Below are 13,873 nucleotides of genomic sequence, written 5' to 3'. Positions count from 1 at the left end.
CATGCCTCATTTCGCCCGGCAACGAGCGCGTTTCGAATGACAGGTCGTATCGCTGCCGTTATTGCCCGTACTTAATTCCAGGCAAAAAAAATCCCAAGTAGCTGATGGAAACTTGGGATTTAAAAATGCATAAACCGTGGGAGGTGAACGCCCGGCTATAGTAGCGACTGTAAAAACGTGTAACAAGATTATTTTAATCCTTTCGTCGGATTGAAAGCGCCGTAAGTCATTCAATAACCACATGTTTTTTATGGTAACGGGAAAAGTTAGTGCCACTTTTTGGTGCAAGTAACGGTTATACCCGTGCCATAAGTCCATTTATAAAAAAGGGTTCTTGATTAGGTACGGCACACTGTTTAATCACTGTTCACTCAATTGCTTGCACGTCTGTTGAAGTTCAGCGCGCCTGGCAGCGCTCACCTCCACGACGGTCTCCATGTGCCGACAAAGCGCCAGGCGCTCAGCGGCCTCTTCACGCTGGCGGTCCACCTGGGCGTTGAGTTGAACGAAATAGAACCCCAGTAGCGCCGCGAGGCACAGCACCCCCACGGCGAGATACAGCAAGCCGTTGGAGGATGGGGGTTTTTGGGCACTCATGACCTTAGGGTGCCCTGCTCTTTTCGTAGCGAACATCGTCGCCATCAACTGGGCCGACGTTGGACCAGCCCAGGCGTTGATAGAAACCGTTGGCACGGATTTCATCACGCCCGTCAGTGATCAGGTACAGCCTGTTGTGGCGTTCAAACAAAGCGGCTTCAGCCACTGCCATCAGTTGCCGTCCCAGGCCCAGGTTCTCGTGTGTGGGCAACACGAACATCGCGAACACTTCACCTTCATCCAGATCAACCATGGAAAATCCGGCGGCCTGGCCGTTGACTTCGGCGACCCAGGCGCAAGGCGCTTGGCGTATCGCGTCGACCAGTACCGGCGGCGTGATCCCCCGTTCGGCCATCTGCTCAAGGCTCAGATGGTTTTGCACCACCGAGGTGCGAATAGCGCACAGCGTATCGACATCATCGGCTGTCGCCGCTCGAATAAGCACTCGCATACAAGCCTCCATGAAGAAGTGCGCAATTGTATGCAAATACTCACACAGGGTTTGTGGGGGATTTGTAAGCGTCGTTAAACGGCTTCGGCTTATTTACGTGCGACTTTGTAGCGCAGGCAATCCTGGTAAAAACTTTTGCGGATCGCCTCCGGCTTCAGTCTTGAGTGGCTGTCATAGGTTTGCTCGGTAATCCCCATGGCCATCATGCGCATCCAGGATTTGTTGAACTTGATGGTCTGGATCTTCTGCCGAGCGGCATACAGCGACACTCCGGACAACTTCAACTCCTGAGCCCTGGCAGCTGTGCCCGCGCCCCAACTGCACATGTACTTGTCACCCTCACGCAACTCCCGAGCCTGTACGGTGGTCGCGCCCCCCGCCAGGGAGCAGGCAATCAGCATCATTCCAACAGTGCGCATTTGCATCCCCGCCTAACCACCTGAAAATAAAAGTGATTTTGGCGAGGATTTTGTTACAAAGGGGCCATTAAATTGCCTTATTGCGCAATATTTCGGGAACGCTGCGCACCGTGGCGAGGGTGCAAGCGCCTTCGCCACAGCAAGTTCACATCAAGGCTTGAGTTCGAATAGCGCCGGCATCGGCGGCCACTCCGAGGGGACTTTGCGGAAATGGCTGAAACCGGCCGCCTGCGCCATCTGGCGCGCACGTTTCTCACCCATGAACGCACCCAGCCCTTCCCCGCCATGGGACAGCGAGCAAGTCATGCAATAGAGGGTGCTCTGCGGGTACATGACGCGGCCGAACAGGTTCATGTTCTCGTGCAGCTCTTCGGACAGGTTGAGTTCTACCATCAGGTAGGTGCCGTCTTTGGCCGTGGCGGCGCGCAGATCCTTGAGCATTTGCTGGGGGTCAGTGGCGTCGTGGATCACCACGAAAGTGGTCACGAAGTCGAACTGCTGGCCGCGCAGGGCATCCGAGTCGTTGACCTCGAACTGCACCCGGTCGCCCACCCCAGCCGCCTCGGCGTTGGCGCGGGCCAACTCGATGGAAGGCAAGTGGAAGTCGCAGCCGACGATGCGCGCCTCGGGGTAAGCCTTGGCCATAGTGATCGCCGCCAGGCCCGCGCCGCAGCCGAAATCCAGCACACTGCCGCCGGTTTTGAGCTTCTCTTCGACACCGTCCAGGGACGGGATCCAGTGCTGGACCAGGTAGTGCTTGTACCAAGGCATGGTCATGCGCTCCATGCCTTTCCAGGTTTCCAGCGGGAACGCTTCTTCGGCGCAGCCACCGCCATGGCGGAAGGCTTCGATGACTTTGGGCGCCATGCTTACGAACGGCACGCTCAACTGGATGATGCCACCGGCGAAATACGGCGAGTCTTCATCGGCGAGTACCGGCACAAATTCAGCGGGCATCCGGTAGCGGCGAGTTTGAGCGTCATAGGTCACATAATTTCCGGTGACCATACTGCCCAGCCATTCACGCAAGTAGCGGGCGTTGTAGCCGGTCTTGTGCGCCAATTGTTCCAAGGTGACGGCCTCGCCGTCGGCCAGTGCCTTGAACAAGCCCAACTGGTCGCCGATGTAGAGCATGGCGCCGCGCAGCGTGTTGCCGTAGTCCTCCATGATGCGCGCCGAAAACTGTTGAACCTTGGCTTGATCAACTTCCATAAGTTTGGACATCTGTCGCTCCTTGATGATTGTGTAAGTCTGTTCAGTGATCAACGCGCCGCCAGTTTGGACAGCACGTTATCGACGATGTGTTCGGACATGCCCAGGTGAGTTCTCGGCTCGAACAGTCGCGCCAAAGCGCCTGCATTCATGACGGCAAGCACCCGGGCGTCGGCTTCGATTGCGGCGCGGATCGACACGTGATCACGCTGGCTGGCCTGGGACACTTCAAAGATGATCTGGTAGGCGCTGCTCTTGCCCAACTTGCGCGCCATTTCGAACACCACGGCTTCGGTGCAGATCGCATCGCCGTAGGCATGGGCAGTGCCCTCCATCTTTTTGACGTTAACGGTGAGCCCATCGATGGTGTCGGTCAGGATCGACAGCGCCATCAGCGCATAGTGAGAAACGTCCGCCACCGCACACCATTCCAGGCGTGTGCCGCGATAATCGCGCTCGTGTTCGAGGATCATCGCGTCCAGGGCCAGCATGACCTGGGCCTTGGCCAGCCGCGCCAACACCACCACTTGCTCGCAGCCTTCGGGGTTGCGTTTGTGCGGCATGGTGCTGCTGCCGATCTGCTGGTCGCTCCAGCCCACTTCCACTTCAGCGATTTCCCAGCGATTGAGCGTGCGGATCTCATCGGCCACACGGGCCAAGGAGGCCGTGACCATGGCCAGGGTGCTGACAAACTCCGCGACGCGGTCACGGGACACGTGCCACCCCGTCAGCGGCACTTGCAGCGACAGGCGCTGCGCGAAGCGTTCCAGCATCGGTATCGCTTCCGGGCCGAACGCCGCCATGGTGCCAACCCCGCCGAACAGCTGCACTACCAGCACACGCTGACGCGCTTCGGCCAGGCGCTGGCGATGCCGCAACAGTTCATCGATCCAGCCGGCGACCTTCAGCCCGAAGGTGGTCGGCAATGCCGGGATCGAGTGAGTCCTGGCCACCATGAGCGAGTCACGGTGCGCATCGGCCAGGGTCGACAACTTGCCGAGCAAGGTCTCCAGGGCCTGGTCCATCGCGTCGAGGACGTCGCGCATTTCCAAGGACTGGGCGGTGTCCTGGATATCCTGGGTGGTGGCGCCGTAGTGAACGTACTCGCGGGCGCTTGGGCTGCAATTTTTTTGCAGGGCGCTCAGCAACGGCATCAGCGAATGGCCGGTGGCTGCCACGCCCTCGGCCAACTGGCGCACATTGATGCCCGACAGCAAGGCGGCTTTTTCGATTTCCAGGGCGGCCTCGCGCGGGATGATATTCACATCGGCCTGAGCCATGGCCAACGCGGCTTCCACATCCAGCCAGCGTTGCAAGCGACAGTGACTGCAGAAGATCTTGCGGCTCTGCGGGCCGGCATAGCCTGAACCGTGGGTTTTCGAGTCGAGAATGTGGCTGTGTTCATGGCGGCATTGCTCGCCTTCATGATCAAGGCCCAGGTGTTCGGTGCGTGCGGTGCAAGACGCACGGGCTACCGTTTCCAACGTTTGCGCATCCATTACATACCCTCCATCGCATACTGGGACTGACTGGTATTACCTTGGGTTGCCATCACCGCTTCAAGGTCATCGCTTGAACAGCGGGGGATTGTTTTATTGGCCACCTGCTCGACCATCTCCGCCGCCAACCCGGTGTAGGCGGCCGGGTCAAGCAGGTCGTCGAGCGCCTGGCGGGTGAAGCAGCCGTGCAGACGTTGATCGCTGAGCAAGGCTTCGCGAAAAGAACCGCCCGAACCTTGAGCCTGCAGGGCGATGTCGTGGATCAGGTGATGGGCCGTCTGCTTGCCCAGACGCGGCGCCAGCGCGAGCATGATGCGTTCCGACAGGATCAGCCCGCCGAGCATATCCAGGTTGCTGCGCATCCGTGCTTCGCGCACGTCCAGGCCGGCCAGCAGTACGCCTTCCATACGGGCGAGCAAGGCCCCGGCATAGATGAACAGCTCCGGCAAGGCAGCCCACTCAATCCGCCAGGTGGTGCCGTCTCGTTCATGCAGCTGGAATGCCGCGTCGGTGAGCGCAAGCATCTGCGCACGCACCAGGCGCGACAGCGCGCTGATCAAATCCACCGTCGACGGGTTTTGCTTGTGGGGCATGGTGCTGCTCCCCACCTGCCCTGCCCGTCGCCCTTCGCGCACCTCATCAATCTCGGTGCGTTGCAGGTGGTAGATCTCATTGGCAACCCGACCCAGGGTTGCCGATGCCTGCACCAGCAACCACGCCGCCTCCAGAATGCGGTCGCGGGCGCTGTGCCAACTGCTCAACGGTGCCGCCAGGCCGAGGCTTTCCAGAGTCCGGCGCTGCACCTCCAGGCCCTGCGGGCCAAGACCGGCCAGGGTGCCCACGGCGCCGGTGAGATTGCCCACCATGACCCGGGCATAGGCTTCGTCAAAACGCTCAAGGTGTCGATCGATCTCATCGACCCACACTGCCACCTTGTAGCCGAACGTGGTGGGCAGCGCTTGTTGCCCGTGGGTCCTGGCGACCATCGCCGTGTGTTTGTGTCGCAGCGCAAGCTTGAGCAAATGCCCACGGATAGCGCGCAAACGCTGCAACACCAGGCCCCAGGCATCGCGGACCTGCAACATAAGGCCGGTGTCGAGGATGTCCTGGGTGGTCACGCCGTGGTGCACGTATTCACCCAGGCCATCGGCGCACAGGGCCTCCAGTGCGCGAAGGGTCGGCACCAGGATATGCCCGGTTTCCATGCTTTGGCGTCCCAGGGCATCAAGGTCCAGCAGTTCCACACTGGCGACCCGGGCGATTTCCCGCGCGGCCTCAGGGGGGATGATGCCCATCTGCGCCTGGGTCGCCGCCAGTGCTGTTTCAACATCGAGCCACTTCTGCACCTGATTGGCATCAGAGAAGATCGCGGCAAATTCCGGGGACGAGTAAGCGCCCCCGTGGATACGGGATTCAGTTATATGACTTGGCATGTCGGGGTACTCGCGTTGTCCAGGGAGGGCTATTTCACGCGCTGCATTTCTTCCCAGACCGCATCGTAATAAGCCCGCTCCAGCCGGAAGTGCTCGGCCAGCGACGTCAGAAACGCGTTCTGGAACCCGAGGTCCGGAATACGACGTGAAATCAGCGCCCATTCACGCTTGGCCCGTGGCGGCACCAGGCTGATATGCACTTCGTAGTACTGCGCGTCGTCCTGGCTCAAGCCCGCGTTACGCAAAGCGTTGTACAGCTTGCCGTGATTGCCGGGCACCACCAGCTCGGTGATATAGAACACCGCCAGGCCCCAGCCGACATCGGGGTTACGGAAACACCGCGCGCGGTTGTTCAGGTAGGCGATTTCTTCGGGCATGGTCGAGATGGCTTCGAAATCGGCGGTCAGGCCAATGGCGGCGAGGAGCTTGGCCAACAACCGAGGGTGGGAGCGCTGCTCGTCCTCTTCACCCAACTCGCCGTACAGATAACGGCCGAGTGCGGCGGCCTCGTCGACGTCGGTCAGGTTGACCAACAGGTCGGCGGCATCACGGTACAGGCGGTAGGTGCGGAACCATTGATGGCGCAGAAATACCTGCAGTTGTTCGCGGGAAGCCTTGCCCTCAAACACATACTGCGACATCGGGTGATGCTCTCGCGATTGCGCGGCAATTTGTTCTTCCAGGCGTTGCTGGAAGCCGGTTTCGGACAAGGGCGATGCCAGATCCACCGACGGCATGAAGCGCTCTTGCACGCGATAGATGGCATTGGCCAGCCAGCGACGGCTCGAGGCGCTGGCAACGTCATCGCTGAGCGAAAGGATATACAGCAATTGCTGGCACTGCGCCGCGTTTGCGGCGTCGCCCTGCAAGCCCGACTCGCACAGGCCGCTCAGCATATTGGCGGCAATTTCGATGCGATTGAACGTTGCCTCGGGCTTCAGCGCTTCGGCCAACAAGCGGGCTTCGGCGGTGTGGATATTCTGCAACTGCGGCTGCGAGAAATTACGTGGGCTCATCATGTGCTCCATTATTGTTGTTCTGCGATCACAGGGCTCAGGCAGACAGGCGCTGTGCCTGCATCTGCTGCCACAAACTGTCGAAGTAGGCCTTGTTGATTTCGAAGTGACGTTTCAACGCGCGCATGAACGTGCGCTGGAAGCCTTCATCGCCGGCGAACTTGGCAATCAGTGCCCACATCTCCTCGGTATCGATCTCATCCTGGGTGCCATGCAGGCGATGGAATTCACTGGGTTGCTGTGGAACATCCAGGCGTTGCAACAGCTCGTAGATGCGCCGATGGTTGACGCAACTGACTGACTCCACCGCATAGAGCAGTGCAAGGCCCCAGGCGACATCGGTGTGGCGCACGCAGCGAATGCGATTATTGAGGTAGGTCTTTTCCAACGGATGCAGCGCAGGAAAATCAATCGCCAGCGCAATATCGAAATACTCCATCAGATGGGCCAGCATCGCCGGGTGCGAACGCTCCGGCATCTCGGCACCCGCTTCACCGTAAAGGTTGCGGTAGAACACCGAGGCGTCTTCGATCGCTTCAAAGCGAAAGGCCAGTTCGGCCAGCAGGCTGTAAAAGTTGTAGGAGCGGGTCCAGTGATGCTCCAGGAAGAACCGCACATCTTGCACAGGCGGCGTACCCTGGAACAGGTGCACCGACATGGGGTGGTTGACCCGGCTGCGAGCGGCGATTTCAGCGTCGACCAGCTGTCGGAACTCATCCACCGGCAACGCGGTGAAGCCCGGCAGGTCAACGGCGAACTCATCTTCGGCGCGGTAGACCTCACTGGCCATCCAACGGCGGGTCGGCTCAGTGCGTGGATCGCCCGGAATGTGCAGTTGCAGCAGGGCTGCCTGGTAGTGGGCGTAGGCATCGGCATCCCCCGACAAGCCTTGCCGGGTCAGCGCGAGCAGTGCTTCCAGCGCGCGGGTGACCTGGGCGTAGTGGGCGCCGGGTTCCAGGGCACTGGCCATCAGTGTCGAGGCCGTGGTGAACAGGTCGGAATCCGAGCGTTGTAACAGGGCAGCAGTATCCATTGATAACCCCTCGATTCTTGTTTTTGTGATTTGGCGTACTCGAAGAAAAGGCTAAAGGTTCCTCTAGTGGCAAGGTCAATACCTGTAGGAAATTTCTTTTCCCAATGGACATTTACCTGGCGTGTGGAGAGCAAAATGTGGGAGGGGGCTTGCTCCCGATGGCAGTGGGTCAGTGCCAGATGTACTGACTGACCCGCCGCCATCGGGAGCAAGCCCCCTCCCACATTTGCACTGCCGTGCTGTGTTTTTGCTCGGCTGTGGCTAACGCAGCGCCGCAGCCCCACTGCAAGCCTGCCCCGCCTGTTCACAAATCTGCCAGCCACCGCCCAGCGCCTTGTAGATCCCCACCACCGCCAAGCGCTGCTGGGTGCGCGCCGCCGTTAACGCACGGCGACTGGTGAAGTCGGCACGTTCGGCCTCAAGCACATCCAGATACATGCCCTCGCCTTCGGCAAATCGCGTGCGCGCAAACCTGGCCGCCTCGCGATTGGCCGCCGCCTCCAGCAGCCGCAGGCCCAAGGTGCTGCCCGCGGCACTGTTGGCCTGGAACGCATCGTCGGTTTCCTGCAGGGCACGCAATACGGTCTGGTCATAGGCGATCAAGGCCGCTTGTGTACGCGCCTCGCTGGCGGCGATCCGTGCGCGTACACGCCCGGTGTCCAGCAGCGACCAGCGAATCACCGGGGCGATAACGTTCGACTGCATGCCTGCATCACCCAGGGAGCCGAGGCTTCCGGCCAGTAGTCCGATGGAGCCCTGCACCTGGATATCCGGATACAGGCCGGCGGTTTCCACGCCTATTTGCGCAGTCTCAGCCGCCAGGGTGCGTTCGGCCGCAGCGATATCGGCGCGCCGGGCCAACAAGCCGGCCGGGTCGCCGACTTGCAGGGTACGCAGGTTCAAGGCCTCACGGCCGGGCTTGGCCGCAGGCGGATTGAACCCCTGCGGCGCTTGCCCCAGTAGCACGGCCAGCGCGTTGGTGGAGGCGGCGCGTCGCCGTTCAAGGTCGGGCGCTACCGCCTCGACATTGCGCAGCAAGGCCTCGGCGCGCAGCCGGTCGAACTCGGTGGCGGCGCCGACGCTGACCAGATGTTCCACCAGGCCCAGGCTGTCGCGCTGGCTCTGGCTGATATCCGCGACCACCGCCTGTTCAGCTTCGATCCCTTGCAGTTCGAACCAGGTGGCCGCGACGGTGGCGGCGACGCTCGCCTGTACACTGCGCAGCAATGCCTGGCGCGACCCCGCCTGCGCTTGCGCTGCCTCTACCGAGCGGCGGACGCGCCCAAACAGGTCGATTTCCCAGGCCGCATCCAGCGCCGCGCGGGTGGTTTCGATTGAGCGTTCCTGGCCCAGCGGCGTCTCGACTTCACTGCGCCGTCGGTGCTCATAACCGAGGGCGGCACCGCCACTGGGCAGAAACCCTTGGCGGCTCTCGCGCAGCATCGCCTTGGCTTCATCCAGGCGTACGGCGGCGATGCCGATGTCGTGGTTGGCCGCCAGCGCCTGCTGAATCAATTGGCTGAGTGCCGGCTCGTCGAACACTTGCCACCACTGCACCTCGACCTCACCGCTGCCCAGACCTGCAACGGGCGCACCGAAGCTTGCCGGCCTGTGCGGGGCGTGCAGCACCGGCGCGGAATAGTCAGGCCCTACCGCAGCGCAGCCGGCCACCAGCAGCAACGGCAACATAAAGAGTGGAAAAGACCGTTTCATGATGCGCGCTCCTCCAGCTGCAACTTCGGACTCGAACCCTGACGCTGCAAGCGCAGCGCCAGGCTGCGCATCACCACGTAGAACACCGGCGTGAGGAACAGGCCGAACAGCGTCACGCCCAACATCCCGGCAAACACTGCAACCCCCATGGCATGACGCATTTCGGCCCCGGCGCCACTGGCCAATACCAGCGGTACCACGCCGGCGATGAATGCAAGCGACGTCATCAGGATCGGCCGCAAGCGCAGTTGGCACGCGTGGACAACCGCCTCCAACGGGCTCGCACCTTCGGCTTCGAGGCTGCGGGCAAACTCGACGATCAGAATGGCGTTCTTCGCCGCAAGCCCCACCAGCACCACCAACCCGATCTGCACGAACACGTTGTTGTCACCGTCCACCAGCCACACGCCGATGATCGCGCTGAGCAAGCACATGGGCACGATCAGCAAGACCGCCAGAGGCAACAGCCAACTGTTGTACTGCGCGGCGAGGATCAGGTACGCCAGCAACACACACAGCGGGAAAATAAACAGCGCCGATGACCCGGCGAGTTTTTGCTGGTAGGTCAAATCCGTCCATTCATAGGTCACGCCTTCGGGCAGTACCTCCTGCGCCAGCCGCTCCATCAGCGCAACAGCTTGCCCCGAGCTGACCCCAGGCATCGCCCCACCGGAGATATCCGCCGAAGGGTAGCCGTTGTAGTGAATCACCCGGTCCGGGCCGGAACCCGGTGTGACGGTGACAAACGCCGACAACGGCAACATGTTCCCGGCCGCATTGCGCACTTGCAGGCGGCCGATGGCTTCGGCCTGCATACGATGGTCGGCATCAGCCTGGGCGGTCACCTTGTAGGTCCGGCCGAAACGGTTGAAGTCGTTGACATACAGCGACCCGAGATAGACCTGCAAAGACTCGAACACATCCGCCAGACGCACGCCCTGGCTCTTGACCTGGGTGCGATCGATGTCGACGTTCAACTGCGGTGCGTTGACGTCCAGGCTGGTCATCAATCCGGCGACCTGGCCCGACTCAGTGGCTTTGGTCATCAATACCTGGGTCTGCTGCACCAATGCCTCAAGCCCAACCCCGCCACGGTCCTCGACCTGTAACTTAAAGCCACCGGTCACCCCAAGGCCGGGCACCGGCGGCGGCGGGAATACGCCGAGGAATCCGTCAGGGATGCTCGCGAACTTGGCTTGCAGGCGCCCGGCGATGGCGACCGCAGTCATATCGGGCGAGGTTCGTTCCTTGAATGGATCGAGCATGACGAACATCACCGCAGCATTCGGCACATTGACGAAGCCGTTGACCGATAACCCCGGGAACGCCACGACGCTTTCGACACCCGGTTCATCCAGGGCGATCTTCGACATCTGCCGCACCACCGCATCGGTACGGTCCAGCGAGGCCGAATTGGGCAATTGGGCGATACCCACCAGATAGTACTTGTCTTGCATCGGCACAAAGCCCGCCGGTACAGCGTTGAAGCCGAACCAGGTCAGCGCCAGTAATGCGCTGTAGGCGACCAGCGCCACCCCGCGGCGGCCGACGACCTTGCGCACCGAGTTGCCATACGCCTGCGGCGCCCGCTGGAACGGTCGGCTCAGCACCTGCACCCAATGCGCAGCACGACCGCGCAGGCTGCGCGGGTCGTGCGCCACGGCGGCGCTGCGCGGGCGCAGCAACAGGCCGGCCAGCGCCGGACTCAGGGTCAACGAGTTGACCGCCGAGAGGATCGTGGAAATCGCGATGGTCAGCGCAAATTGCCGGTAGAACTCACCCTGCAGACCACTGAGAAACGCTGTGGGAATAAACACCGCCGCCAGCACCGAGGTAATGGCGATGATCGGGCCGGTGACCTCCCCCATTGCCTTGCGCGCTGCCTCGGTGGGCTCCTCGCCGTTCTCGATATGCCGCTCGACGTTCTCGACCACCACGATGGCATCGTCGACCACGATGCCGATCGACAACACCAGCCCGAACAACGACAAGGTATTGAGGGAAAACCCCATCAGATGCATGACCGCGAAGGTGCCAATGATCGACACCGGCACAGCCATCAACGGGATCAGCGATGCGCGCCAGTTACGCAGGAACACCACCACCACGATGACCACCAGCAGGATCGCTTCCATCAGCGTGATGGCGACTGACTCCAGCGAAGCGCGCACAAACACGGTCGGGTCGTAGGCTATCCGCGACACCAGCCCTTCGGGGAAGTTGGCCTGCAGGCGCTGCATGGTGTCACGCACCGCCTGCGCTACATCGAGCGCATTGGCCCCTGGGCTCTGGATGATCTGCAAAGCCACGGCCGGCTCGCCATCCAACAGGCTGCGCAGCGCATAGGCATCGGCGCCCATCTCGATACGGGCCACATCGCGCAGGCGCGTGACCTGGCCGTTATCGCCGGTGCGGATGATGATGTCGCCGAACTGCGCTTCGTCCGTCAGGCGCCCGAGAGTGTTGACCGTGACTTGGAAAGCCGCATTGGAATCAGGTGACTGGCCGACCGAGCCGGCTGCCACTTGCACGTTCTGCTCGCGTACGGCGCCGATCACATCACCGGCGGTCAAGCCACGGGCAGCGATCAGGTCCGGGTCGAGCCACAGCCTCATGCTGTATTCACCGGCGCCCCACACCAGCACGTCGTTGATCCCCGGTATGCGCGACAGCTCATCGCGCACCTGCAAGTAGGCGTAGTTGGAGATGTACAGCGGGTCATAACGTTGGTCGGGAGACAGCAGGTGGACCACCATGAGGATGTCCGGCGAGGTCTTCTGCGTGACCACACCGAGACGCTGCACCTCTTCGGGCAAACGCGGCAACGCACGCGAGACGCGGTTTTGCACCTGGATCTGCGCCATGTCGGCATTGGTGCCCTGGGCGAAGGTCGCCGTCAGGATCATGCGGCCATCGGTGGCCGACTGCGAGGTCATGTAGAGCATGCCCTCAACGCCGGTGATCACCTGTTCCAGTGGCGCCGCCACCGTCTCGGCAATCACTTGCGGGTTGGCCCCAGGATAATTCGCGGTGACTTGCACAGTGGGTGGCGTGACCGCGGGGTATTCGCTCAGCGGCAGGTGGAAGAAGGCGACAAGGCCGCCGATCATCATCAACACCGACAGGACGATGGCGAAGATGGGCCGATCAATAAAGAACCGTGGAAAGCTCATTGCACGCCTCCCACAGTCAGCGGTGCCTCAAGCGGCTTGCCCTCGATGCTGGCGGCCAGCGGCGTCACCGTCATGCCCGGGCGCACCAGCCCTTTGACGACAATGCGCTCGCCCGGTTGCAGGCCCTGTTCAATCACCCGCAGGCCGTCAGCCATCGGGCCCAATTCGACCGGGCGGTATTGGGTCTTGTCGCCGTCACCGACCACCAGCACATAGCGCCGGCCCTGGTCGGTGCCGATGGAATGGTCGGCAATCAACACCCGCGTTTGTGCCGCGCCGGTGTCCAGCTTGACCTTGGCGAACAGCCCGGGGGTCAGGCGCCCGTCCGGGTTTTCGACCACCGCACGCACGCGCACGGTGCCGGTCTTGCGGTCGGCTGCGTTGGCCAGAAAGTCCACCCGCCCGGCCCGCGCATAGGTCGCATCATTGAGCATCGCCACCATTACCTTGGCAGCTTTGTCCCCCTTCGATCCGGCGTGTTCACGGGTCGCTGCCAACGAGTGCAGATAGGTGCGCTCGTCGACATCGAAGTGCACATGCAACGGATCGACCGAAACGATCGTCGTCAACGGCGTCTCCCCTCGGGTGACATAGTTGCCTTCGGTGACGAGGGCACGATCGATGCGGCCGCTGATGGGCGCGGTGACGCGTGTGTAGCTCAGGTCCAGCTGTGCCGTATCCAATGCCGCCTTCGCCGCCTCGACCTGGGCCCTGCCGGCATTCAAGGAGGCAATGGCGGTGTCGAGGCGATCACGCGCCACCACCTTCTTGGCGAACAGTTGCTCGGCTCGGCCATGCTCGGCCTGGGCCAGCAACGCATTGGCCTCGGCCTCGCGCAAACGCGCCTTGGCAGCGTTCAACGCGGCCTGAAATCCCCGCGGGTCAATCACAAACAACGGGCTGCCCTTGGTGACGAACTGGCCTTCGGGCACGCTGACACTTTGCAGATAACCACTGACACGCGGGCGCAGCTCGACCTGCTCAATGGCGGTCAACGAACCGGTGTACTCGACAAACGGCGTCACCGCTCGCGCCACCACTTCGGCCACTGGCACGCTGGGCGGCTTGGCGGCAGCGGCCGGCGGCGCGTTGTCTGTGCATCCGCCCAGCGTCAACACCACGGCCATTGCCCCGGTGATCAGGCTTATTGGTTTGGCGTACATCGTTCACCCTCCTTGGAATTTTCAAGACAAATCGACACTGGAGGTTTTTATCGGGCTTGCCACATTGGGAAGGTCAAGCGCTATAAAACCGGGAGGGTGTGTTTTTGTCTGGAGGGTGTTTTGAGTGGGGATTGGGTGCGCAGGTCAAGCGCGCTTTATAGCAG

Annotated in this window: 11 protein-coding genes; all 11 read right to left on the bottom strand. The window is 61.7% G+C overall.

Going from position 1 to position 13,873, the window contains the following annotated elements; genetic code table 11:
• Positions 1-360: 360 nt before the first annotated feature.
• The 11 genes from E4P01_RS07375 to E4P01_RS07325 all read right to left on the bottom strand — a co-directional run bounded on the left by E4P01_RS07375 (position 361) and on the right by E4P01_RS07325 (position 13,709).
• Positions 361-597: a hypothetical protein gene (locus tag E4P01_RS07375; RefSeq protein ID WP_078821158.1), complete on the bottom strand. Its 237-nt coding sequence runs from the start codon at positions 595-597 to the stop codon at positions 361-363.
• A 4-nt stretch (positions 598-601) separates the two neighbouring features.
• Positions 602-1,048 (bottom strand): GNAT family N-acetyltransferase, encoded by a 447-nt coding sequence (locus E4P01_RS07370; RefSeq protein WP_032876130.1) that lies wholly within the window; start codon positions 1,046-1,048, stop codon positions 602-604.
• An 89-nt stretch (positions 1,049-1,137) separates the two neighbouring features.
• A complete protein-coding gene (locus E4P01_RS07365) occupies positions 1,138-1,467 on the bottom strand; it encodes a hypothetical protein (protein ID WP_032803867.1) in 330 nt (109 codons plus the stop codon).
• Positions 1,468-1,617: 150 nt separating this feature from the next.
• On the bottom strand, positions 1,618-2,691 hold the full coding sequence (locus E4P01_RS07360) for a class I SAM-dependent methyltransferase (protein ID WP_032876133.1): 1,074 nt from the start codon (positions 2,689-2,691) through the stop codon (positions 1,618-1,620).
• 38 nt (positions 2,692-2,729) lie between these two features.
• Positions 2,730-4,178, bottom strand: a complete 1,449-nt coding sequence (locus tag E4P01_RS07355; RefSeq protein WP_103734372.1) for an adenylosuccinate lyase family protein — start codon at positions 4,176-4,178, stop codon at positions 2,730-2,732.
• Complete coding sequence (gene purB, locus E4P01_RS07350) at positions 4,178-5,611, bottom strand: adenylosuccinate lyase (protein WP_216091577.1); 1,434 nt, start codon at positions 5,609-5,611, stop codon at positions 4,178-4,180. Before purB ends, E4P01_RS07355 begins: the two co-directional genes overlap by 1 nt.
• Positions 5,612-5,640: 29 nt before the next feature.
• Entirely contained in the window at positions 5,641-6,627 is a 987-nt protein-coding gene (locus E4P01_RS07345) for an HOASN domain-containing protein (RefSeq protein ID WP_216091578.1), read from the bottom strand.
• Positions 6,628-6,664: 37 nt separating this feature from the next.
• Complete coding sequence (locus E4P01_RS07340) at positions 6,665-7,660, bottom strand: HOASN domain-containing protein (protein WP_216091579.1); 996 nt, start codon at positions 7,658-7,660, stop codon at positions 6,665-6,667.
• Positions 7,661-7,921: 261 nt separating this feature from the next.
• Positions 7,922-9,373, bottom strand: a complete 1,452-nt coding sequence (locus tag E4P01_RS07335) for an efflux transporter outer membrane subunit (protein WP_216091580.1) — start codon at positions 9,371-9,373, stop codon at positions 7,922-7,924.
• Positions 9,370-12,546: an efflux RND transporter permease subunit gene (locus E4P01_RS07330; protein WP_032876146.1), complete on the bottom strand. Its 3,177-nt coding sequence runs from the start codon at positions 12,544-12,546 to the stop codon at positions 9,370-9,372. Before E4P01_RS07330 ends, E4P01_RS07335 begins: the two co-directional genes overlap by 4 nt.
• Positions 12,543-13,709 carry an efflux RND transporter periplasmic adaptor subunit gene (locus E4P01_RS07325; RefSeq protein ID WP_216091581.1) on the bottom strand — a complete coding sequence of 389 codons (1,167 nt, stop codon included), beginning with the start codon at positions 13,707-13,709 and terminating at the stop codon, positions 12,543-12,545. The genes E4P01_RS07330 and E4P01_RS07325 overlap by 4 nt, the downstream gene beginning before the upstream one ends.
• Positions 13,710-13,873: the final 164 nt, after the last annotated feature.

Origin of the sequence: Pseudomonas sp. NCIMB 10586 (assembly GCF_023127895.1) — a bacterium.
Lineage (GTDB): Bacteria > Pseudomonadota > Gammaproteobacteria > Pseudomonadales > Pseudomonadaceae > Aquipseudomonas > Aquipseudomonas synxantha_A.
Note: the sequence above shows the minus strand (reverse complement) of the source record. Positions and strands in the feature narration are given on the sequence as shown.